The 22,851-nt window shown below is 65.9% G+C and carries 23 protein-coding genes; 11 read left to right on the top strand and 12 right to left on the bottom strand.

Annotated features, from left to right (window positions below):
* Both AC5RWX_RS11185 and AC5RWX_RS11180 read right to left on the bottom strand, forming a co-directional pair.
* The gene (locus AC5RWX_RS11185; protein WP_493945212.1) at positions 1–918 is read right to left on the bottom strand and encodes a universal stress protein; all 918 of its coding nucleotides are present in this window, start codon (positions 916–918) and stop codon (positions 1–3) included.
* 3 nt (positions 919–921) lie between these two features.
* Positions 922–2,319, bottom strand: coding sequence for a flavin monoamine oxidase family protein (locus tag AC5RWX_RS11180; RefSeq protein ID WP_493957113.1), 1,398 nt, complete (start codon positions 2,317–2,319; stop codon positions 922–924).
* Positions 2,320–2,503: 184 nt separating this feature from the next.
* Between AC5RWX_RS11180 and AC5RWX_RS11175 the strand changes: the two genes are divergently transcribed.
* From AC5RWX_RS11175 to AC5RWX_RS11130, 10 genes are all read left to right on the top strand, one after another.
* On the top strand, positions 2,504–3,205 hold the full coding sequence (locus tag AC5RWX_RS11175) for a TetR/AcrR family transcriptional regulator C-terminal domain-containing protein (RefSeq protein WP_493957112.1): 702 nt from the start codon (positions 2,504–2,506) through the stop codon (positions 3,203–3,205).
* 467 nt (positions 3,206–3,672) lie between these two features.
* On the top strand, positions 3,673–3,900 hold the full coding sequence (locus AC5RWX_RS11170; protein ID WP_493957111.1) for a Flp family type IVb pilin: 228 nt from the start codon (positions 3,673–3,675) through the stop codon (positions 3,898–3,900).
* A gap of 90 nt (positions 3,901–3,990) precedes the next feature.
* Positions 3,991–4,395, top strand: a complete 405-nt coding sequence (locus AC5RWX_RS11165) for a TadE/TadG family type IV pilus assembly protein (protein WP_493941204.1) — start codon at positions 3,991–3,993, stop codon at positions 4,393–4,395.
* Positions 4,383–5,408: a pilus assembly protein TadG-related protein gene (locus tag AC5RWX_RS11160; RefSeq protein ID WP_493957110.1), complete on the top strand. Its 1,026-nt coding sequence runs from the start codon at positions 4,383–4,385 to the stop codon at positions 5,406–5,408. Before AC5RWX_RS11165 ends, AC5RWX_RS11160 begins: the two co-directional genes overlap by 13 nt.
* Positions 5,409–5,419: 11 nt before the next feature.
* Positions 5,420–6,145, top strand: coding sequence for a Flp pilus assembly protein CpaB (gene cpaB, locus AC5RWX_RS11155; RefSeq protein WP_494097431.1), 726 nt, complete (start codon positions 5,420–5,422; stop codon positions 6,143–6,145).
* Positions 6,142–7,338, top strand: coding sequence for a CpaE/TadZ family protein (locus AC5RWX_RS11150; RefSeq protein ID WP_493941207.1), 1,197 nt, complete (start codon positions 6,142–6,144; stop codon positions 7,336–7,338). The genes cpaB and AC5RWX_RS11150 overlap by 4 nt, the downstream gene beginning before the upstream one ends.
* Positions 7,335–8,843, top strand: coding sequence for a TadA family conjugal transfer-associated ATPase (locus AC5RWX_RS11145; protein ID WP_493941208.1), 1,509 nt, complete (start codon positions 7,335–7,337; stop codon positions 8,841–8,843). The genes AC5RWX_RS11150 and AC5RWX_RS11145 overlap by 4 nt, the downstream gene beginning before the upstream one ends.
* Complete coding sequence (locus tag AC5RWX_RS11140) at positions 8,840–9,778, top strand: type II secretion system F family protein (RefSeq protein ID WP_493957109.1); 939 nt, start codon at positions 8,840–8,842, stop codon at positions 9,776–9,778. The genes AC5RWX_RS11145 and AC5RWX_RS11140 overlap by 4 nt, the downstream gene beginning before the upstream one ends.
* A gap of 28 nt (positions 9,779–9,806) precedes the next feature.
* The gene (locus AC5RWX_RS11135) at positions 9,807–10,688 is read left to right on the top strand and encodes a type II secretion system F family protein (protein ID WP_493941210.1); all 882 of its coding nucleotides are present in this window, start codon (positions 9,807–9,809) and stop codon (positions 10,686–10,688) included.
* Between the two features lie 103 nt (positions 10,689–10,791).
* Positions 10,792–11,298, top strand: a complete 507-nt coding sequence (locus AC5RWX_RS11130; RefSeq protein ID WP_493957108.1) for an Hpt domain-containing protein — start codon at positions 10,792–10,794, stop codon at positions 11,296–11,298.
* On the opposite strand, the gene AC5RWX_RS11125 is transcribed toward AC5RWX_RS11130, so the two are convergent.
* Positions 11,249–12,016 (bottom strand): response regulator transcription factor, encoded by a 768-nt coding sequence (locus AC5RWX_RS11125; protein WP_493941212.1) that lies wholly within the window; start codon positions 12,014–12,016, stop codon positions 11,249–11,251. The genes AC5RWX_RS11130 and AC5RWX_RS11125 overlap by 50 nt on opposite strands.
* A gap of 213 nt (positions 12,017–12,229) precedes the next feature.
* On the opposite strand from AC5RWX_RS11125, the gene AC5RWX_RS11120 reads away from it, so the two are divergent.
* A complete protein-coding gene (locus AC5RWX_RS11120) occupies positions 12,230–12,862 on the top strand; it encodes a prepilin peptidase (protein WP_493945219.1) in 633 nt (210 codons plus the stop codon).
* Positions 12,863–12,869: 7 nt separating this feature from the next.
* Here AC5RWX_RS11120 and galK read toward each other — a convergent pair whose 3' ends face one another.
* From galK to AC5RWX_RS11075, 9 genes are all read right to left on the bottom strand, one after another.
* Positions 12,870–14,093 carry a galactokinase gene (galK, locus tag AC5RWX_RS11115; protein ID WP_493957107.1) on the bottom strand — a complete coding sequence of 408 codons (1,224 nt, stop codon included), beginning with the start codon at positions 14,091–14,093 and terminating at the stop codon, positions 12,870–12,872.
* Entirely contained in the window at positions 14,090–15,307 is a 1,218-nt protein-coding gene (galT, locus tag AC5RWX_RS11110; protein WP_493945221.1) for a galactose-1-phosphate uridylyltransferase, read from the bottom strand. The genes galK and galT overlap by 4 nt, the downstream gene beginning before the upstream one ends.
* Positions 15,304–16,092, bottom strand: coding sequence for a DeoR/GlpR family DNA-binding transcription regulator (locus AC5RWX_RS11105; protein ID WP_493957106.1), 789 nt, complete (start codon positions 16,090–16,092; stop codon positions 15,304–15,306). The genes galT and AC5RWX_RS11105 overlap by 4 nt, the downstream gene beginning before the upstream one ends.
* 133 nt (positions 16,093–16,225) lie before the next feature.
* A complete protein-coding gene (locus AC5RWX_RS11100) occupies positions 16,226–17,620 on the bottom strand; it encodes a 2-hydroxycarboxylate transporter family protein (RefSeq protein ID WP_494097430.1) in 1,395 nt (464 codons plus the stop codon).
* Positions 17,621–17,718: 98 nt separating this feature from the next.
* Complete coding sequence (locus tag AC5RWX_RS11095) at positions 17,719–18,591, bottom strand: hydroxymethylglutaryl-CoA lyase (RefSeq protein ID WP_493942198.1); 873 nt, start codon at positions 18,589–18,591, stop codon at positions 17,719–17,721.
* Complete coding sequence (locus AC5RWX_RS11090) at positions 18,588–19,826, bottom strand: CaiB/BaiF CoA transferase family protein (protein ID WP_493942199.1); 1,239 nt, start codon at positions 19,824–19,826, stop codon at positions 18,588–18,590. Before AC5RWX_RS11090 ends, AC5RWX_RS11095 begins: the two co-directional genes overlap by 4 nt.
* Before the next feature lie 226 nt (positions 19,827–20,052).
* Complete coding sequence (locus tag AC5RWX_RS11085; RefSeq protein WP_493942200.1) at positions 20,053–20,709, bottom strand: IclR family transcriptional regulator; 657 nt, start codon at positions 20,707–20,709, stop codon at positions 20,053–20,055.
* 83 nt (positions 20,710–20,792) lie between these two features.
* Positions 20,793–21,167 (bottom strand): TraR/DksA family transcriptional regulator, encoded by a 375-nt coding sequence (locus tag AC5RWX_RS11080; protein ID WP_493944691.1) that lies wholly within the window; start codon positions 21,165–21,167, stop codon positions 20,793–20,795.
* Positions 21,168–21,282: 115 nt separating this feature from the next.
* Positions 21,283–22,800, bottom strand: coding sequence for a SulP family inorganic anion transporter (locus tag AC5RWX_RS11075; protein WP_493944692.1), 1,518 nt, complete (start codon positions 22,798–22,800; stop codon positions 21,283–21,285).
* Between the last annotated feature and the right edge of the window lie 51 nt (positions 22,801–22,851).

Raw genomic sequence — 22,851 nt, 5'->3', positions numbered from 1 at the left:
TCATGCCTCCTTGTGGCCGTCGCCGAGAACCGGAGCATTGGACAGCCCGGGGTTGTCAGTGGGTGCTGGCGCGCTCCGGTAGCCGCGGGGCACCACCACCATCGGCACCGGCAGGGCGCGCAGTACCTTACTGGCGGTAGCACCGAGGAACAGGCGGCTCTGGGGTGCCAGCCGGCTGGAGCCGATCAGCATGACCTCCCCTTCGTCCCAGTCCAGCGCATCGATGGCGTCTTCGATCGAGCGGCCCTGCGCAACGTGGGCCGTGACGTGGCCGGCCAGCAGGGGCTCGGCATGGGCCAGCCGCTCCTTCACGTGGGTTTCGGCACGTGCCGCGGCATCCGGGTCGGACGAATCGAGGGCCACCAGTGAGAGCAGGCGCAGCTCCAGTCCGCGCCGCTGGGCCGCGTCCAGGGCAACGTGCAGCACGTCGTCGGCGCCGGCCCGGTTGCCCACCCCTACCGTGATCCGGCTGATCGGTTCGGTGCGGCGGTAGCCGCGGGGTGCCAGGGCCACCGGCACGGTCGAGGCATGCAGCAGTCCGCTGGCTACGGTTCCCACGCTGAAGCGGCGGAACACGCTGTTGCGTCCGGCGCCGATCACGATCAGCGCGGCGCCGAATTCCTCGGCCGCGGCAATCAGGCCTTCCGCGTTCGATTCGGCCGGGCGCACATGGGCGCGGGCCGTCACGTCGTCGGGAACCAGGCTCAGCCCCTCGGCCAGCCATTCCTGGATCTGGTCGGAGAGAATCGCGTCGTATCCGGATTCCGGCCTCGGGTAGGCGCCGGAGTACGGCGAGGACTCCGGCAGCACCATGACCAGGTCCAGGCTGCCGCCCTGCCGGCGCGCCAACGCCGTCGCCAGGTTGACCGCTTCGCGTCCGCTGTCGGTGGCCGTGTAGGCAACAACGTACCTGCGCACGGCCTAGCCCTTCCGTCCGGTGGTAGCGGCCAGCTCGCCGCGGGAAGCTGCTGCTTCCGCCAGGATGCGGGCCGCGGTCGCGTGCCCCATCCGCACGGCCCCGTCCACATGCTGGTAGCCCGCACCGGCCAGGTCGGAGCAGGACCAGTAAATCGGTCCCACCGGCGCCAGCTGGTCCTTGCCGTAGCGGGACAGGCCGCCCAGATCATAGCTGGCGGCGTAGGCGCCGCGGGTCCACTCTTCGGAGCCCCAGTCCGACTCGTAGTAGACCACAGGATCCAGTGCCGCCGGGCCCAGGTACTCGGCAATGGCGGAGAGGATTGCGGCCTTGCGCTCTTCCGCGCTGAGCTCGAACATGGCGTCGGCTTTTTCATCGCTGACGAAGCCGACCAGGGTGCCGCGGGAATCCCCGTGGTTGGTGTTGTCGTAGACCTCCTGCACCACAGACCCGGCGCCGAAGCAGGTGCCGGAGAGGCCATCGGCCCGCCAGAACGGGGTCTCATAGACGGCGTGGACCTTGATCACCAGGCCTAGCGACTGGTGCTGGTGCATCTGGTGCTGCCGGCGCGGCAGCGGCGGCTCGAAGGAGACCCGGGAATACAGATTCGGCGGCACGGCCATCACGGCATAGCGCGCCTCCACGGTGACCCCGTCCGCGACGGCGGTCACGCCGCCGTCGTGCCAGCGCAGCGTGCGCACCGGAGCGTCCAGCCGCACATCCTCGCCCAGCTCGGCGGCCATCCGGATGGACACCTCCTGCATGCCGCCGACCACGCGCTTGTCCAGGATGAACTCGTCGTCCACCAGGTTGCTGAACGAGCCGGCCGACGCGGCCATCAGCAGCGCCTGCAGCACGGAGAATGAATGTGCGGGCTTGGTCAGCATGCCGCCGGCCACGAACAGCCCGATGTTGTTGCACGCTTCCTCATCCGCGGACTGCTGGCGCAGCCAGTGGTGGAAGGAGATGGTGTCCAGCTCACGTGCTCGCGGATGCGCCCACGGCTGCTCGGCCCCGACCTCGCCTGCCAGTTCGTCCAGCAGGCCGATCAGCCGGTTCATTTCCGCCTCGGTGGAGGAACTGACCGGGAACATGGCGCCGGTGTAGCGCTTGGGCTCGCCGGCGGGATCCAGATAAATGCTCTGGCCCTCGCGGTAGCGGCTGTAGGTCTCCAGACCCAGCTCCCCCAGCAGCTCCAGCAAGGCCGACTGGTCCGGTGACACCCACTGGCCGCCGATCTCGAGCATCGCGCCGTCCACCACATCGGTCCAGGTGCGGCCGCCCACGCGGTCCCGTGCCTCCAGCACCGCGACGGACAGGCCTGCCCGCTTCAGATCGCGCGCCGCGGTCAGTCCGGAAGGTCCGGCACCGATCACCACGACGTCCCGCTTCAACTTGCTCACTGTCGTTCAACTCCCATTCGTACTGCTGCGGGCCGCGGCATCTTGCCGGCCTCCGCCTAAATGAACTGCATTCATTTAGCGACAACTGTAACCGGCGCCACATGATTTTGAAAAGCGATGCGTAGGATGGTTACACGGGTTGTACCGCCGCAGCCCCGAGCGGACAAGGAAGAAGGAGTTTGTCGTGACAACACGCTCGGCGCGCGACGATGCCCCTGCCCCTCCCCCGAACGGACACAGGCCGGCTGGCCGTCCCACAGAGAAGCTGCTCTCCAAGGAACTCATGACGACGGCGGCGCTCGGCTTGATCGAAGCGCGCGGCTACGAAGGACTCACCATGTCCGGCCTGGCCCGGAGCCTTGGCGTGGCACCGTCAGCGCTGTACAACCATGTGGCCTCCAAGCACGACGTCCTGCTGCTGCTCCAGGACCACCTGATGGCCCGCGTTGATGTAGCCGGCTTCGCCGAACTGGAGTGGGCGGACGCCGTGCGCCGCTGGGCCTGGTCCTACCGGGACGTGTTCACCCACCATGCCCCGCTGATTCCGGTCATCGCGGTGTTGCCGGTGACGGGTGCTCCGCACACCCTGGCCATGTATGAGGCCGTCGCCGCCGGCTTCCTGCAGGCCGGCTGGCCGGAGCCGCAGGTGGTGCCCGCGATCGTGGCCCTGGAGTCCTTTATTTTCGGTGCGGCCTTCGACGTGACGGCGCCCGCGGACATCTTCGAATCCGGCGAACTGGCCGAGGCCAACCCGGTGTTCACCTCGGCCGTGCGGTCGCAGGATCTCGGCGACAATGGCTCAGCCGCCGACGCCGCCTTCCAGTTGGGACTTGAGGCTCTGATCGCCGGCCTCCAGGCGCAACTCAAAGCCGCCCAGTCCGCCTAGTCTCGGGGTCGCGTCTCCCCGACGCCTGCGCAGTGAGGCCACGGCCGTACCCGCCCTGCCTGACATCGCCATGGGCCACTATCGCTCGCGGTCTTGGACGCTCTTCCACTTTTGCCCCCTTCTTCTCATCGACTACTCAGATAACGCCCTTTTCAGGCCCGAAAAGGGCGTTATCTGCGTAGTCGATGCGTGAGGAGCAGTGACCTAGAGCTTCGATGGTCCGCGGGCAGCATGGTGAACGGCTTCGGCTCGCTGGAGCAGTCCCACTTTTCCGCAGCAAAAAGCATTAATCCGCAGCGAAAGTGCATCGTTTATCCAAACTCTGAAGCATTCAGCTTCAACAGGCACAGGATTGCCAAAAGCCAAGCTGAAAGAGCGAATCCGGTTGCTAATTTTCTTGAGGAGCTGGCGAGGTGCCAGCCGGGCGCTGGCAAGAATGCCAGCGAATCATTCGCACAGGAGTTCTCATGCTTTCCATCATCGCCACCCTTCAGACCCTCGGCTTCACCGTCAAGAACCGCCTTCAGCGCGAGGAGACCGGCGCCACCGCCGTCGAATACGCCCTCATGGTGGGCCTCATCGCCGTTGTCCTCATCGGAGGGCTGACCGCCTTCGGCCCGCAGCTGAGCTCATTCTTCGGTGGACTCGCTGGCCAGCTGAACATCACCGGCGGCACCGCTCCGGTAACTAAGTAACTTCGGATCGACAGTATCCACTTCCTTGGTGGCTGGGACGGCGGCACTGGTCGCCACCGTCCCTGCCACCGCCCTATGAAAGAGCAACACATGAAGCGGATGAAATCGGAGCGCGGAGCGGCAGCAGTCGAATTCGCGCTCGTGCTTCCGCTCCTGCTGCTCCTGCTGTTGGGGATCGTCGAATTCGGACGGGTTTACAACGCCCAGATGCAACTGACCGCGGCCGCCAGGGACAGCGCCCGGGTGATGACGATCGGCACCCCGTCTGCTTCAGTAGCCGAGGCCCGGGCGGCGGCAATCGCTTCTGCTCCCGCACTCAGTCCGCGGATAGCCCCGGAACAGGTCACCATCAGCGTCTCCCCCAGCGCGACAGGCGTCTGCGCTCCGGGGTCGGTCGCCACGGTCACCATCCGCTACCCCCTCGTTTTTCTGTCCGGCATCTTCGGCGCCGGCATCACTTTGACCGGTAAGGGAGCCATGCAGTGCAGCGTCTAAAAGACGAACGCGGCGCTACCGCCGTCACCACCGCGATCTTCATGGTGGTCCTGCTCGGCATGGTTGCCGTGGTGGTCGACATCGGTGCCCTCTATTTTGAGCGCGCACAGCTGAAAAACGGCGCCGACGCAGGTTCCCTGGCCATTGCGCAAAACTGCGCGGCTGGGAACTGCAGTACGGATTTCACGGCACTTGCCACGTCGCTTGCCAACCAAAACGCCAATGATGGTCTGGCTGACGCAAGAGTTCAAGTTAATCCGACTGCTGGGACCGCTGCCGTCACCACCACCACCCGTTCCTCGGACGGGCACTTCCTGGCCCAACACTTCGCACCCATCCTCGGTCTGGACAGCTCCGTCTCCATTACTACCGAATCCCGTGCCCGCTGGGGCGCTCCCGTAGCCGGGAAATCAATTCTCCCCATTGCCATTTCCTACTGCCAGTTCGCCGGCATGCTCGATAAGGGCCTGCAACGGGTGGACTTCAACCCGAGCGCTGAAACATCCCGGGGGTGCTCCAGTTCATCGGTGCCCGGCAGCACCGGTGCCGCTTACACAATTCCTGGCGGCTTCGGCTGGCTCAAGCAGGATCCGGCCCGTCCGTGCCAGGCCAAGATCAACATCGGCGCAACCGGGCTTCCAGGCTTCCCTGTCGATCCGGAAATCGCCAGCGACACGGGAAACGATGTGCCCTCGTCGTGCAAGTCGAGCAACATGCTCAACAACATCGCCGGCACAGAGGTCCTGTTGCCTCTCTACGACAAGGCCGGCGGCACGGGCACGAATGCCTGGTATCGCATCATCGGTTTCGCGGCCTTCAAGGTCACCGGCTGGAACTTCAGCAGCACGTCCTACAACAATTTCAGCCCGGCGTCGGTTGCCTGCACCGGTAATTGCCGTGCCCTGATCGGCGAGTTCGTCACCTTCGTGACGCTCGACGCCGGTGAGCAAGACTTCATCTTCGGCGGTGCCCCGAATGTTTTCGGCGCCTCCCTCGTAACGCTTGTGCACTAGGAGCACCCTTCGTGAAAAGAAGAATCATTGGAGCCATCGCTGCCCTCTTGATGGCCGCCGTCGGAACCGTGATCGTGCTGTCCTACATCGGCGGTGCCGATCAGCGAGCACTGGCAGGCACGGAAAGCGTAGAGGTCCTAGTCGTGACCGAGCCGGTTCCCGCGGGCACTCCGGCTGAGCAACTCGACGCCTACGTATCGGCCGAGCTTGTCCCGGCCAAGGTAGCGGCCGCCGGGGTGGTGACTGACCTGGAGAACCTAGCCGGACAAGTAGCGACTGTGGACCTGCTGGCTGGCGAACAACTGTTGGGAGAGCGCTTTGCTCTTCCTGCTGACCTGCAGGAGCCAGGGACCGTTGCGGTGCCCAAGGGCATGCAGGAGGTGACCATCTCACTGGAACCCACGCGCGTGGTGGGCGGGCAGCTGGAAGCCGGAGATACGGTGGGCGTCTTCATCTCCATGGAAGAAGGACCCGGCAACGTTGGAGCGGTTACGCATTTGGAGCTGCACAAGGTGCTGGTCACCAGGGTCCAAGGGGTTGCGGTGGCGCCGGAAGCGTCCGATGCATCGGCAACAGTTCCGGCCAACAATGTGCTGGTCACCCTGGCGGTCATGGCCTCCGATGCCGAAAAGATCGTCTACGCCCAGGAATTCGCCCGTACCTGGCTCTCGAAGGAACCGTCCGACGCGAGCGAAAAGGGAACGCGTTTGGTGGACAAGGATGAGGTGTACAAATGAGCCGCTACATATTGGTCGGCACTGACCAGGACTTCGAGCAGCGGTTCGCTGCGGCGGCCGTCGGTTCTTTGGCCGGCCAGACCCACCTCTGGGACGGGGCCGGTCTTCCTACCGAGCCGAATGATGTCTTTTCCGTGCTGCCCAACCCACAGCTCCTGGACGCCGTGGTCCTCGGGCCGGGGCTGCCCATCGCACAGGCACTGGACCTGGCAGCCGAGTTTGAATCGCAGCGGCCCGAGGTGTCGGTGCTGCTCGTCGCAGGGGCGAGCACCGACGTCGTCCTGGCCGCAATGCGCGCCGGGGTGCGGGACGTTGTCGCTCCCGTTGCGAGTGTCCGCGACATTGCCGCGCTGCTCCACCGGGCAGTCCGCAGCGCGACCCACCGTAGGCGCAATGTACCGTCCGCCGAGGGCCAGTCCACCGACGGACGCGTCATCGCCGTCGTCTCTCCCAAAGGCGGCGCCGGCAAGACAACAGTTGCCACCAACCTCGCAGTCGGATTGGCCGCGGCCGAGCAGCAGACGGTCATCGTTGACCTTGACCTGCAATTCGGCGACGTGGCCAGCGCGCTCTGCCTTGACCCGGAGCATTCCCTGGTGGACGCGGTGCAGCCCGGCGCGCAAAAAGACAGCATGGTGCTCAAGTCCTACCTGGCCCGGCACTCAAGCGGCGTGTATGCGTTGTGCGCTCCCATGTCGCCGGCGGATGGCGATGAGATCACCGCCGAACAAGTGTCGCGGCTGCTGGACCAGCTGGCCGCCCAGTACGGGCATGTCATCATCGACACATCCCCGGGCTTGTCCGAGCACACCCTCGCTGCCTTGGACCGTGCCACCGATTACGTCTTCGTTGGCGGCATGGACGTTCCCAGCGTGCGCGGGCTCCGCAAAGAGCTGGAAATCCTGCGCCAGCTGGGCATGGAACCGCTGACCCGGCACATCGTCCTGAACGCGGCAGACCCACGCGACGGTTTGACCCAACGCGATGTGGAGTCGGCGCTCGGCTGCAAAGTCGACGACGTCATCCCCAATACACGGGCCGTCCGGATTTCGACCAACCAGGGCGTGCCGGTGCTGGCGAGCACCCCGCGTGACGCTGCCGCCCGGACGCTGCAGAAGGTCGTCAACCGCTTTGCCCCCGCCCAACCCCGCGCCCTCCAACGCAACGCCCGCCACCGCAGAGGAAAGTCATGAACTTGGCCGAACGCCTCCACGCCGTCCACGGCACTGCCCCCGCCCCCGTTCCGGCAGCCCGTGCGGCAACTGCGGACGCACCGGCCCCGGTCAAGGCTCCCGCTCCGGCGCAGGTTGAATCCGCAGTCCCGGTCGTCCTCGATGCCACCGCTGCCAAGCCTGCCGCGCCTACTAGAAACCCCCAGCCAGCGCAGCAACCGCCGGCGCAAGACGCCCTGGGCAAGATGAAGGAACGTGCCAGCGCGGTCCTGTTTGAGCGCATAGGCTCGCGGTTGCTCGATTCTTCGCTGGATGAGGACAAGCTCCACCAGATGGTGCAGCAGGAGCTGGCCAAGGTCGTTGAGGAAGAGGAAATCCCGCTCAGCCACCAGGAACGCCAGCGCCTGATCCGTGAAGTCAGCGACGATGTGCTTGGCTACGGTCCGTTGCAGCCGCTGCTGGAAAACCCGGAAATCTCCGAAATCATGGTCAACGGGCCGGACATGGTGTACGTGGAGCACGCCGGCAAACTGGCCCTGAGCGCCACCCGGTTCCAGTCTGAAGAGCAGCTGCGCCGGGTCATCGAACGCATTGTCTCCAGGGTCGGACGGCGGATCGACGAGTCCTCCCCGCTGGTCGACGCCCGGTTGGCGGACGGGTCCCGTGTCAATGCTGTTATCCCTCCGCTGGCCGTCAACGGCTCGTCCCTGACCATCCGGAAGTTCGCCGCCGACCCGTTCCAAGTCCAGGACCTCATTGGCTTCGGGACCCTGTCACCGGAGATGGCTAAGCTGCTGGACGCCTGCGTGCGGGCAAGGCTGAACATCATCGTCTCCGGCGGTACCGGTACCGGCAAGACGACCTTGCTCAATGTGCTTTCCTCCTTCATCCCAGCCGGCGAGCGCATCGTCACCATTGAAGACGCTGTGGAACTGCAGTTGCAGCAGGACCACGTGGTCAGGCTGGAAAGCCGTCCGGCCAACATCGAAGGTAAGGGCGCGATCACCATCCGCGATTTGGTCCGCAACTCTCTGCGTATGCGACCGGACCGGATCGTGATCGGTGAGGTCCGCGGCGGAGAGACCTTGGACATGCTCCAGGCGATGAACACCGGTCATGACGGCTCGCTGTCTACCGTCCACTCGAATTCTCCCCGGGATGCCATTGCCCGGCTGGAAACCTTGGTGCTGATGGCCGGCATGGATTTGCCGCTGCGGGCCATCCGGGAACAGGTTTCCTCGGCGGTGGACGTCATTGTCCAGTTGACGCGCCTGCGCGACGGCACCCGCCGGGTCACCCACGTGACCGAGGTCCAAGGCATGGAGGGCGAGATCGTCACCTTGCAGGACGCCTTCGTGTTCGACTACAGCGCCGGCGTTGATGCCAACGGCCGTTTCCTGGGCAAACCGGTTCCCACCGGGGTACGGCCGCGGTTCACCGACCGCTTCCGCGAACTGGGTATTGAACTGCCAGCCCAGATCTTCGAACCGGCGAACCAGTCGCGGACCAAGGCAGCAACCCGATGAGCCCGGTCCTGCTGGTTGCCGGCATCCTGCTCTGCTACGGAGCTTTGGCTCTGCTGGCCATGACCGTGCTCGGCACCCGCAAGGTACGGTTGGATCCCTCCCGCCGTGGTGCGGCCAAACCGGCGAGTTCGGGCCTGAGCACCTTGGCCGCGCGCATCACCGCCCTCGTGGAAGGAGTACTGGCACGTCGCCGGGAAGCCTCGGGCTTGGCTGCGGCCATCGAAGCAGCCGGACTAACGCTGGCTCCGGCCGAGCTAGTGGTCATGGTCTTGGCCGGTTCCGCGGCCGGGGCAGCGCTGGGACTGCTGCTGGCCGGACCGGTGGCGGCCCTGCTGCTGGCCGCTGCCTCCCCCGCTGGCGCCAAAGCCTTGCTGGTAGTCCGGGCCGGCCGGCGTCGGGCGGCGTTCGCCGACCAACTCGACGACTCGCTGCAGTTGCTGGCCAGCGGCTTGCGCGCCGGACACAGTCTGCTGCGCGCCGTGGACGCGGTATCCACTGAATCTCCGGCACCGACGTCCCAAGAGCTCCGCCGCGTGATTAACGAAACCCGGTTGGGTCGCGACCTTGGCGATTCCCTCCGGGACACCGCCGACCGTATGGGCAGCCAAGACTTCCACTGGGTCGCCCAAGCGATCGATATCCACCGCGAGGTCGGCGGTAACCTGGCCGAGGTTTTGGACCAGGTCAGCGGCACCATCCGGGAACGCTCCCAGATTCGGGGCCAAGTGAAGGCGCTTAGCGCCGAAGGCCGGATTTCTGCGTTGGTGCTCATGGTTTTGCCGTTCGGTTTGAGTGGCTTCCTGCTGGTGGCCAGCCCGGGTTACCTCGACAGGTTCACGCAGAGTCCGCTGGGCTTCATGCTTTTGGCGGTCGGCGCAGGCTTGCTGGTCGCGGGTGGCCTCTGGCTGCGCAAAGTCGTCAGCTTCAAGTTCTAGTGCACCCCCAGTTGAAAGAAGTCGGCCCATGCCCTTGACCATGTTGATTGCCGCAGCAGTCCTATCGTTGTCGCTCCCGCTGCTCGCCTGGTCCATTGTCGGCGGGAAAAATCCGCAACAGACCGCCATCCGGGCCAACCTCACCCGCGGCCTCTCCGGCGTCCGAGCCGGCAAACGCCAAAGCCAGAACCGTTTTGAAGCCTTGGCCCGCAGGTTCACGCCCGGCAACTTCGCCGCGCGCTTGGAACGCCAACTGGCGCTGGCCGGCCGGCCTGAAGCCTGGCCGCTGAAGCGGCTCATGATGGCCAAGATCGTTTTGGCTGGAGCCGGAATGGCAGTAGGGGTCATTTACGTGGCCGCCGCACCCACGGCGGCTGGCTTCCTGCTCGCGGCGACCATCGCCGTCGTCGCGTATTTCCTGCCGGATCTGCTGCTGCACAGCGCCGGGCAGAAGCGCCAACAGGTCATCAGCGAAGAACTGCCCGACACGTTGGACCAAATGACCATCGCGGTCGAGGCCGGGCTGGGTTTCGACGCTGCGGTGGCCAGGGTAGGCCACAATGGCTCGGGGCCGCTGGCTTCCGAACTGGTCCGCGCGCTGCAGGACATGCAGGTGGGCCGGTCGCGCCGGGAGGCCTACGAGTCCTTGGCGGGCAGGACCACATCGAAAGATCTGCAGCAGTTCGTTCGTGCCGTCATCCAGGCAGATGCCTACGGGGTATCTGTTTCTGCCGTACTCCGGACCCAGGCGGCCGAGATGCGCGTCAAGCGCCGCCAGCGTGCGGAAGAAAAAGCCATGCAGATCCCGGTCAAGGTGGTCTTTCCGCTGATGTTCTGCATTCTCCCGGTGCTTTTCATTGCGCTCCTCGGCCCTGCAGCGCTAAACATCATCGCCACGCTTGGCGGATGACCTATCCATTGCCCAGTCGTGCCGGCTCAGCAAACCCGCAGCATTAGCCAAAGAATCCGGAAGAACCGGAGTACCCGTAACAGCCAGAAAGTAGTCTCGAAAGATGCTCACCCCGCCCCAGCCACCACCGCACACTGCCTTGGGAGCTCTGGAACCGGCTGGATCTCGCCACGAGGACGCCTTGTTGTCCTCTGGCCAGCACCAGATGGCCCCATTGGTTGACCGAACGGTGATTGAGGAACTGGGCCAGGGGCTCGCAGACCACGACATTGCCCAGGCGTTGGTCCAGGACTTCGCCGAGGCCTGGCCCACACGCTTCCGGTGTCTCGAGACCGCCTTGGAAAGCCAGGACCGGGCCGATTCGCTCGACGCTGTCCTTAGTGTGAAGACCTCATCGATGATGGTGGGAGCCAGCCAGTTGGCGGGGCTGGCCAGCCAACTGGAATCCCTTGTCCGCGCCGATGACTACACGGCCGCTGTGAGGGCCCTGCCTCTGATCGAGCGCTGCGGCACCGCGACCGTGGCCGAACTCCGCAAAGCGCTCGACCACGAGGAATCGGTTACGCCCGACGCTCCGGAGCCAAACGGTACCCAATCCCCCGTACCGTAACCAACCAGCGAGGACGGTGCGGGTCTTCCTTCAGTTTTCGGCGCAGGTTGCCGACGTGGACTTCGATCGCCCGCTCGTCGGCTTCGCTGATGTAGGAATCTTCCGGGTAATAGTCGCCGCGCACCACCTTGACGAGCTCGGCCTTGGACCGGACGGTGCCGGCGCTGCGCAGCATCTCCTGGAGAACGTTAAACTCGCTTCGGGTCAGGCGCAACTCCTTCCCGTCAACTGAGGCGGTGCGCCTGTCAGAATCAAGGGCCAGCCCGTTGTGCTCAAGCAGGTTCTGGTTAGTAATCGCTATCGGAGCCACCGGAGCAGTTCCGGCGGACATCTCCAACGGATGCGGGATGCGGGGACGGCGAAGCATCGCTTGAATTCTGGCACGCAGTTCGCGCGGCCGGAATGGCTTGGTGACGTAGTCGTCGGCGCCCAGTTGCAGGGCCGTGAGGATGTCCAGCTCATCGCTCCTGCTGGTGACCATCACGACGTAGCAGTTGCTGAATTGGCGGATGCGCCGGAGCACTTCAAAACCGTCAATGTCCGGCAGCCCAATGTCCAGCGTGACCACGCTGGTAACCCGTCGTCGAACCGCTTCAATGCCTTCCCGGCCGCTGGATGCAGCGTGGACATCGAAGCCAGACTGCAGGAGGACCGCACACACCAGATTGCGGATGTCCACATCGTCTTCGATGACAACCGCCGCACCGGGATCACTCATCTGCATCTCCTCCCTCACTATCCACACGAGGCCGACGCCTTGAGGGCTCTTCGGTCTCTGCAGAAGGCCAGGTTTCTGATACTCCTAGAGGTTAATCGATTCCATTTGCATCGAGCCTATGCCGAGTAACGGTGCGAGGAAAGGGTGGCCCGCGATCCGCAGAGCTGAATTACCCCTGGCGCTAGGCCTCCCGACAGGCTGGAGGAACCGGTGATGGTTGTGTTGCCGCTGCTGCTGGCCGCCGCGGGAACGGCGGCCGGCTGGGCGGCTTTTCCGTTGGCGCAGCAAGAGGAAAGGAGCGGTCTTCCGGCCGGATGGCGATGGCCCCTGGCCGCTGCCACTGGCACCGTCTGCGCGCTGCTGGCCTTACTCCGTGAGCCAGCAGAGATACCGGCTTTCGCTCTATTAGCCGTCCTCGGGACGTTGCTGGCCGCCGTCGACCTACGGCACAAGTTGCTGCCAAACCGGATGGTCCTGCCGTTCTTCGGACTGGCTGTGGCCCTGCTGGTCATCGCAGCCATAGCTGCCCGAGAAACGCAGCCGATGCTGGGCGCCTTGTTGGGCTCGCTGGCGCTGTTCGCCTTCTACCTACTGGCAGCCCTGGTGAAGCCGGGCGGGATCGGAATGGGAGACGTCAAGCTTGCCGCAGTCGTCGGTCTCTATGCAGGCTACGACGGCCTCGCCGCGTGGGTTGCCGTCCTGTTGGGAGCTTTCCTGCTGAACGCCGCAGCCATCATTGTGCTCATGCTGGCCCGGAGGCTTAAACGGGATTCAGACATCCCCTTCGGCCCCTCGATGATCGCCACCACGCTCTTGGTGTCGCTGGCCGGTCCGCTGACCGTGTAACCGGGACCTAGAGCAGCCGGCGGGCTCCGTCGGCCGGGTGCACGGTGAACATCTCCGGTTGCCGGAAACCATCGGAAGCGAAAGCACGCAGGACCGCGTCCCGGACCGCGCCGACATCACCCTCCGGGACCAGGGCGATGGCTGAGCCGCCGAATCCTCCGCCGGTCATCCGGGCGCCCAACGCGCCGTTGTCGCGGGCGGTGTCCACGGCCAGGTCCAGTTCGGGACTGGAAATCTCGAAGTCGTCGCGCATGGAAACGTGGCTGGCGTCGAGCAGCGGGCCGATGGCGGCGGGCCCGTCCGTGCGCAGCGTCTGAACGGTCTCCACCACCCGCTGGTTCTCGGTTACGATATGCCGGGCGCGGCGGAAGGTCTCCTCGTCGAGCAACCGCCGTGCTTCGGGCAGCCGGTCGAGCGGCACGCCGCGCAGCAGCGGCACTCCCAAGGCGTCCGCTGCCCGGGTGCAGGAGGCGCGGCGGCTGGCATAGTCGCCGGTGGCATGGGCGTGCGACACCTTGGTGTCCATGACCAGGCAGACCAGACCGGCGGCGTCCAAATCCAGCGGTACCAGTTGCACTTCTTCGCTGCGGCAGTCCAAAAAGACGGCAGACCCGGCGGAACCGAACAGGGAGGCGTACTGGTCCATGATGCCGGTGGGAGCGCCGACCATCTCGTTCTCGGCCCGGCGGCCGACGCCGGCCAGCGCCCGCCTGTCCTGTCCCGCTCCGGCCTGTCCCACGCCAGCCAGCCCCGCGCCAGCCAACCCCACGGCGGCCAGTTCAGCCAGACCCACCGCCACGGCGCACTCCAGCGCGGCCGACGACGACAACCCGGCGCCGACCGGCACGTTGGAGTCCACCAGCAAATCGAATCCGGGCAGCCGCACGCCGGCCTGCTCCAGCGCCCACGCCACGCCCAGCGGATAGGCTGCCCAGCCGGTCACGCTGCCCGGACGCAGGTTATCCAGGTCGACTTCCACGGCCTCGGCCCCGGCCAGCGCGGAGGCCACCCGGACGGTGCGGTCGCCGCGCACGGCGAGCGCCGCCGTCGTTATCTTGTCGATGGCAAACGGCAGCACAAAGCCGCCGTTGTAGTCGGTGTGCTCGCCGATCAGGTTCACCCGTCCGGGCCCGGCCCACACTCCCGCGGGCGCGCGGTCGAACCGTGCGGCGAAGGCCTCGGCGGTGCGGGCGGCCAGGGCGTCGGAGCTCACTGCGGCGTCGGCCCTCACTGTCCGCTCCCGGCGGCCGCACCATTCCCGGCGTTCGCACCATTCCCGGCGTCCGCACGCTTCCCGCTGCCCGCCCCACGCAGCGCCGCAGCCACTTGCTCGGGCAGCGTGTCGTTGATGAAAGCGCCCATCGCGGCCTCGGATCCGGCCAGATACTTGAGCTTATCGGCCGCCCGGCGCGGCGAGGTCAGCTGCAGGTGCAGGTAGCCCGACTCGCGCAGCGCGGGGTCCACCGGCGCCTGGTGCCACGCGGCGATGTAGGGAGTGGGGCTGTCGTAGAGCGCGTCGAAGCGGGCCACCAGTTGCGGGTACAGCTCCGCCAACTCGTCCCGCTCCGCGCCGGTGAGCCCGGCCAGGTCCGCCACCTGCCGGTGCGGCACCAGATGCACCTCCAGCGGCCAACGCGCGGCGAACGGCACGTAGGCGCTAAAGTGCTCGCCCTCCAGCACCATCCGCGAGCCGTCGGAACGCTCCTTCGCCAGCACCGACCCGGTCAGGGTCTCCCGGCCGCCGGACGCCGCGTAGTGCTGCTGCGCGGCCGCCGCCATCACCGCCCCGCGCGGCGGCAAGTAGGAATAGGCATAGATCTGTCCGTGCGGGTGGTGCAGCGTCACGCCGATCTGCTCACCGCGGTTTTCGAAGCAGAACACCTGCGCAATCCCGTCCAGCGCGCTCAGTTCCGCGGTCCGGTGCGCCCACGCGTCAATCACCGTCCGCACGCGGCGGGGGTCCAGCCCGGCGAACGAGCCGGTGTGCGCCGAGGTGAAGGAGACCACCTCGCAGCGCCCGCCGGCCGGGTAGGTCCGGCCCCATTCCGGCTGCTCCGGCACCGCCAGCGGGTCCGGACCGAGCGAGGGAAACCTGTTCTCGAACACCGCCACGTGGTAGTCCGCGGCCGGAATCTCGGAGGCGTACTCGGGCGTGCTCGGGCACAGCGGGCAGGCGTCGGCCGGCGGCAGGTAGGTGCGGGTCTGCCGGTGCGCGGCCAGCGCCACCCACTCCCCCGTCAGCACGTCGTAGCGCAGTTCCCCGGCGGGCGGCCGCTCGGGAAGATCCCGGGTGTCCGGCGCCGCCCGCGGAACCGGCTGCGCACCGTCGTCGAAATACAGCAGCTCCCTGCCGTCCGCCAGCCGGCTACTGGTCACCGCCGTGACCGTTTCGCCTCCCGGAACGACGACGGCGCTGCCCGCCGCGGGCGCGTCTTGTTCCGTCACGCTGTCTCCCCCGTTCCGGCGGCCACCAACAGGTTGACGCCGCGTTCGGCATAGCTTGAGCGGACCTCGTCCGGGATGCCTGCATCGGTAATCAGCGTGTCCACCGCGGCCAGCGGGACGATCGGGGCGAGCGCGCGGATGCCGAACTTGGTGTGGTCGGCCAGCACCACCAGACGGTCCGCCGACTCCGCCAGCGCCGCGTTCGTATCCGCCTCGGCCAGGTTGGGTGTGCTTAGTCCGCCGTCGGGGTGGATGCCGTGCACGCCCAGGAAGCAGATGTCCACGTGCAGCGACCGGATCGCCGCGGTGGCAACGGGACCCACCAGTGCTTCCGACGGCGTGCGCTCGCCGCCGGTCAGGATCACCGTCGCCTCGCCGCAGGTGGAGCGCCGGGCCACGTCCGCCCCGGTCAGGGAATTCGTGACCACGGTCAGCCCCTCCAGCCCGGCCAGCAGGCCGGCCAGGCAATAGGTGGTGGTGCCGGCCGAGATGGCAATCGTGGCGCCCGGCCGCAGCAGGTCCCGGGCGGCCCGGCCGATTGCCAGCTTTGCCTGCCGCTGCCTGCCCAGATTGACGCTGAAGCCCGGCTCCGCCTGCTGCGTGCCGCGCAGCCTGGTGGCGCCGCCGTGCACCTTGCGCAGCACGCCTTCGCCGTCGAGCGCGTCGATGTCCCGGCGCACGGTCATCTCGGAGACCTTCAGCGCGTGGGCCACTTCGGAAACGCGCACGGTTTCGCGGACGCTGAGTTCCTGCAGCAAATAGCGCCGGCGTTCCGGTGCCAGCATGGACGGGCCTCCCACAGATCGATCAAATCCGCACTTTGTCCCTCAAAGTAGCACAGCAAGGCACAACGACGCCGGTGCCCCGCCCCCGGAAGGCGGCGCACCGGCGTCGTACTCAGCGAAAAGCCCGGCGCCTCTAGCCCGCCGCACCAAGCAGCGGGACCAGCAACGACGTCAGGAACAGCACCAGCGCTCCGCCCAGGCGGTTGGTCAGCGCCGCGAACGGCATCAGATGCATCCGGTTCGCGGCACTGAGCACCGAAACGTCGCCGCTGCCGCCGGTGTCCGCCATCACCAGGCCCGGGGTGATCGAGGCTTCGACGAAGTTGAACTTCACCAACCAGCCCAAGATCCCCGACGTCAGCCCGGCGATGACCACCGTGCAAACAGTCAGCACGATGAACATCGGATTGGACAGCGACTCCAGCACTTCGGCGATATTGATGTAGGTGATGCTGACGCCCACCAGCAGCGCCGGCACGAAGATCGCATTGAGCATGTCGCCCCATTGTGCCCCCGCTTCCTCCAGTTCAGTGGGAAACAGGCCGAACAGTTTGATGGCTGCAGCAGCCAGGATCGTCCAAGCGTAAGGGTGCAGGGCCGGCATGAACGCGGCTAGCAGGTTGCCGAGGACAAACAGCGTACCGGCGATGGCCAGGCCCTTGCCGAGGCAAACAAAAGCGGCGAAGTCCTTCTTCGGCGGGATGGACAGCTCGTCATTGCGACCCTTAATCCGCAGGAGTTGGCCGTGGCCGTTGAAGCCCACAAAGAGCTGGACGCCGCGCTTGCCGATCCCGTTGTACATGCCGGCGATGAGGATGCACACGATGTTGGCCATCACGACGGCGGACATGAGGTCGCCCATGAAGTCTCCGGCGTCGCCACCGGTGCTGGCGGCGTACATCTCGGACATCGGCAAGGCGCCGACGCCCAAGCCTCCGGCCATGATCGGCGCGGCGATCATGAGGATGCCCTCAATAAATCCGAACCCAGTCACCATGCCCAGCAGCCCCACCAGTACGAACGTGGCAACCAGGCAGCCCACCAGCGGTACGGCAAACCTCGGCCCCGCCTTCAGGAGCAGCGCCCGCGGCATGCCCAAGATGCTGCCGGCAATGATGGCGACGACGAAGAAGTCCAGAAACCCGCAACCACCGACGAAGTTTTGCACCACGGTGATCACATTTTCAGGCATGACGCCGGCGAAAATCAGGATGGCCGGGCCGAAGGTACACAAGATGGTGGGCAACCCGAAGTCCCGAACCACCGGGAACTGGTTTCCCATCCAGATGAAGAGTCCGCCGAGGATCACGGTGACGGCAAACCCGGTGATCATCGAATCGGGCAGGTTGCCGGTCAGGGCCGCGATGAGCAAAACAAGGAAGAGCGCTGCATAGTAGATCACCGGCATATCCGCGATGCGCATCCGGCGGCCGCCCGGTTGGTCAGCGGGAGGCTGGCCCAACGGGTTCGACGTATTGCGCGGCTGCTCTGCCGCGTTTTCATCAATGGTGCGGGGTGTTACTGACATCTTTGTCTCCCGGTATCTGGCATGGCTCCGCCGTGGCAGGGCCTTCTGATGATGTGAGTGGGGGGCGGTTTTCCGGCCGGTGTGCCGGTGAGCGCGCTTCAGCGGGTGGCGGCGGCGTCCAGCGCCGGCGACCGGTTGACCACTTCGCGGGCCAAGGCCACGGCGTCGGCCAGCAGCGCTTCGTCGATTCCTGTGTCATGGCCTGCCGCATGCAGATGGCGCACAAGTTCCAGGGTGTCGATGTTCCCGTGGGCGCCGGGGGCGAACGGACATCCGCCGAAGCCGCCCAGTGCGCTGTCGAAATTCGTGATTCCGACCTCTACGGCAGCCGTCGCGGTGGCGAGGGCCTGACCGTGCGCGTTGTGTAGGTGAAGGTAGTACTCAAGCTCGGGCTCATGCTCGCGGACATATCCCAGACTGGCCATCAGCCTGTCCGTCGGCGTGGTGCCCAGGGTGTCGGCCAGGCCGATGGTTGTCACTCCCATCGACTTGAAGGCACGGACCACGCGCAGCAGGTGCGCAGGATCAATTTCGCCCTCGAAGGGACAGGTGAAGGCGGTCGAAATACCGGCGATGAAGTTCACCGTTGGGTGCGCGGCGACTTCTTCACCGAGACTTGCCAATGCTTCCTCGATGCTTTGGCCCGCGTTGGCGCTGCTGTGCGCTTGGCTCGCCGAGGTCACCACCTCGACGTTTGTCACTCCGGCCGCCACGGCTCGGGCAATACCCCTGCCGTTCAGTGCCAGCGCCATGTACTGCACGCCCGGCACAGCGGGCAGTCCCGCGAAGACCTCGGCGGCGTCGGCCATCTGCGGCACCTTCTTGGGATTAACAAAGGAACCTGCCTCGATGCGGTCTATGCCGGTCGCCATCAGAGCGTCAGCGACTGCCAACTTGTCCTCGGTGGTCACGATGACGTCCTCATCCTGCAGTCCGTCACGCAGGAACACGTCGGTGATGCGGACCTTCATGCCTTCACCTCCGGGCGGGTGAAGTCCGCAATCTGCTCCGGATCAAGCCCGGCCAGGTCGCGCAAAACTTCCTCGGTGTGTTCGCCCAGCTCCGGGCCCACCCACTTGACACGTCCATCATGGCCGGGGATCTTAGGTACGACGCCGGGGAAGCGCACCTTTTCGGGTTTGTCCTCAATGACCACCTCATGCGTCTGGATCATCCCGCGGGCCAGATAATGTTTATCCTCCGCGATGCTGGGAGCATCGTAGACCGGCCCGGCGGGGACACCGGCGTCGTCCAGCAGGTCCAGCACCGCGGAGAGCGGACGAGCTCCGGTCCACGCCGAGATGGCTCCGTTGAGTTCTTCCTCGCGGGCGCCGCGGGCCTCGGTGGTCAGCAGCGATGCGTCGGCGGCCAAATCCTCGCGCCCGATGGCCTTCATGAGGCGCACGAACACGGAGTTGGAGTTTCCGCCGATCACTACTTCGAGCCCGTCTCCGCACAGGTAGGACCCGGTGGGCACCACTCCGGGCAGCGCACCGCCGGTGCGCCGGCGCACCATGCCGTAGGCGTCGTAGTCAGGCACCAGGGACTCCAGCAGGCTGAAGACGCCTTCGTAAAGTGCGACGTCCACCGTCTGCGGTCCAGTGTGTTTGATGCCCTTGGCCTTCTGCAGCATCAGCATCAGCGCGCCGATCACCCCATAGAGCCCCGCCACGGTATCGCCCATGCTGGCAGCGGCACGACCGGCCGGGCGGTCGGGTTCGCCGGTGATGTAGCGCAGGCCGGCGAAAGATTCGGCCGAACTGCCGAAACCTGCGCGGTCCTTGTACGGTCCGGTTTGCCCGTAGCCGGAGATCCGCACGACGACGATTTCCGGGTTCAGTTCGGTGAGCACGTCCGGTCCCAGCCCCCAGCGCTCGAGCGTGCCGGGCCGGAAGTTCTCGATGACTACGTCGCACTGCGCGGCGATCTTCTTCACCGCCGCTTGGCCGGCCTCAGAGCGGAGGTCGATTGTCACCGACTTCTTGTTCCGGCCCAAGGTGCGGAACAACATGGAGGTCTTTCCCCGGGTCTTGCGCCAGTCACGCAGTTCATCGCCGCCGTTGGGGCGTTCGATCTTGATCACCTCAGCGCCGAAATCGCCGAACAGCCGGGCCGCGAACGGAGCGGCAATAAAGTTCCCCAACTCCAGTACCCGGATACCCTCCAGCGGCATGGTTCCGCCGCCGATGTGCAGGTTCTCAGTCACGAATGGCCCACTTTCTCAGTCTCATGCCTTCCCATCAGATGGGAAACATCTATCACTTGGCGGGATGAGGATAGCAAGTGACCCACAGCACATCAACTCTTGGGCGAAGGCGTTTTGGTGCCGTCCGACATAGGACTCGCCGCGTCAGGGGCGAGGGCGCGGACGAGCCACCTGGCGACCGACGGCGCACCGCTCGTCCAGTCGTAGGGGCGGCGCTGAAACGGCCTTAGTCGCTTCGCGCCGCATCCAGATCGGCGGAGATGCGCGCAGCCGCCTCCGCGACTTGGCGTCCAAAGTCCTCGCCAGGCGAGCTGGACACCCGGGCGAGCGGCATAGCGAGGCAGATGCTGGCGATGGTCTGGCCGCGCAGCACCACCGGAGCGCTGACGGAACCAAGTCCCGGCGTACGTCGGCCCACCGAGTCCACCCAACCATGGGCAGCCACCGCGTCCAGGGCCTCCGGATCATTGGACAGCAAGCGACCGCTGGAGCCCGCCGGCAGGTCGAGCCGCGCACCCACGGGCAGCGTGGCCTTCAGTTCATGCTGGCTGTCAATCGAGAGCTGGCAGATACGTTGTTCGCCCCGCCTGATCCACAACTGCGCGGTCTCCCCCGTGGCATCGCGCAGTTCTGTGAGCACCGGCAGCGCGGCGCTTTCCAAGGCCGTCCGCGCAAACCGGTGACCTAGTTTGAAGTCCCCGCTCTCTGAACGCCGCAAGAACCCGAATTCCACCATCGACACCGCCAGCCTGTGGGCGGTGGACACGGACAGCCCGGTCCGGCGCGCCAGTTCGCTGGCGGACGCCGATGCCCCGTCAACGGCATCGAGGATTGAAGCTACTCGTTCCAGCATCCGGTTGTTGGAAGACTCTGCGGCGGGCATGCCAAAAGCCTAACCGGCGGATCCTCCACATTGTTTGACGCCACCGGTCCGAGTGCGAGGCACTTCCGCGGGCGGGGCGTGGTTCAGCGGCGGTGTTTCGCTGCGCAGCTGACGCAGAACTGCGCTTCCGGCCTGATCTCCAGCCGTTCACGCGGAATCGGGTTGCCGCACGATGTACACCGCCCATAGGTTCCGGCCTCCAGCCGGGCGCGGGCATCGGCAATGTTGGACAGCGCCTTTTCCGTGCTGACCAGCAGGGCCACTTCGCGGGCCCGTTCCAGCGTGGCCGTCGAACCTTCGGGGTCGTGTTCGTCGTCGGCCGGGATGTCGCGGGTCGCCGCGGTGACTTCGGCGATGTCTACGGTGAGACGTTCAACTTGCGCCCGGTCGGACGCCTCCCGCGCATCCAGCAAGGCCGCGAAATGCGCCACCTCGTCCTGGGTTAGCTGGTCGCTCATGCTGCCTCCCGTCGTCGCGCCCTCCGGCAGTAATCCGAACCGGAGTGCCCCTAGAATACGCCGTTGCCGCCGACGCGGGGCGATCCCCTGTCAAAACTCCGCGGCGGCTGCCGGGTCAGCCGTTCAGTTTGCCGGCCATCCGCTCGCGCATGGCCACGCTGGCGGTGTTCAGCCCGATGAACTGCACATCCTTTCCGTGGTGGCGGTACTTCTCGGTGATTGCGTCCAGCGCCGCAACGGTGGAGGCATCCCAAAGATGGGAAGCGTGCATGTCGATGACCACGCGGTCCGGGTCCAGCGCATAGTCGAACTGGGTGTAGAGGTCGTTGGACGACGCGAAGAACAACTCGCCGTCGACCACGTAGGTAGCCGTTTCTTCGCCGTTCAGGTCCAACACCGTCCGCTCCACCGTCACCAAATGCGACACCCGGTTGGCGAAGAGCACCATGGCGGTCAGCACACCGAGGCCCACGCCAACGGCGAGGTTGTTGGTTGCCACCGTGGCGACGACGGTGACCAGCATGACGGCGGTCTCGCTCTTCGGCATCATCTTCAAGGTCGAGGGCTTGATGCTGTGCCAATCGAAGGTTGCCCAGGACACGAAGATCATCACGGCCACCAGCGCGGCCATCGGGATCAGCGCCACAACGTCGCCCAGGACCACTACCAGGATCAGCAGGAACATGCCGGCCAGGAACGTGGAGATGCGCGTCCGGCTGCCGGAGGCTTTGACGTTGATCATGGTCTGGCCGATCATCGCGCAGCCGCCCATCCCGCCGAAGAAGCCGGTGATGATGTTGGCCGCCCCCTGCCCCCAGGACTCGCGGGTCTTGGACGAACGGGTGTCGGTGATGTCGTCTACCAGCTTGGCCGTCATCAGCGATTCGAGCAGGCCCACGAAGGCCATGGCCAAGGCATACGGGAAGATGACCTGGAGCGTTTCCAGATTCAGCGGAACGTCCGGGAGGAACAGTACAGGCAGGCTGTCCGGCAGTTCGCCCTTGTCCCCCACCGTGGGCACGGGGACGGACGCGAACACCGTGATCAGCGTCAGCACCACAATCGCCACCAGCGGCGCCGGAACCGCGGTCGTCAGGCGAGGCAGCCCGAAGACGATCACCAAGCCGAACGCGGTCAACGGATACACCAGCCACGGTACGCCCAGCAGTTCAGGTACCTGCGAGATGAAGATCAAAATCGCCAGCGCGTTGACGAAGCCGACCATCACCTGCCGCGGAATGAACCGCATCAGCTTGGCCACCCCTAGCAGCGCCAGCAGCACCTGGAACACCCCGGCCAGGATCACGGCGGCCACCAGATAGTCCAGCCCGTGGCTGTCCACCAGAGGTGCGATCACCAAGGCCACCGCACCGGTGGCCGCGGAGATCATCGCCGGGCGCCCGCCGAGGAACGCGATCGAAACCGCCATGGTGAACGACGCAAACAGTCCCACCCGAGGATCGACACCGGCAATGATGGAGAAGGCAATGGCTTCCGGGATCAAGGCCAGGGCAACTACCAGGCCGCCGAGCACTTCCGTCTTCAGCAGCCGTGGCGACTTCAGCGTCCGCAGCACGGACTGACGTTGCTCAGGAGTCAGTTCTGGTCGGGCACCGGCGGTGGTCGTGGCCATGGTGGTCTCCGTTCACGGTTCGGAAGGCAGAATGCCTCGGCATCCAGCGAA

It is taken from the genome of Arthrobacter sp. SPT-J7 (assembly GCF_059089965.1).
This window is presented reverse-complemented; position numbering and strand designations above follow the sequence as displayed.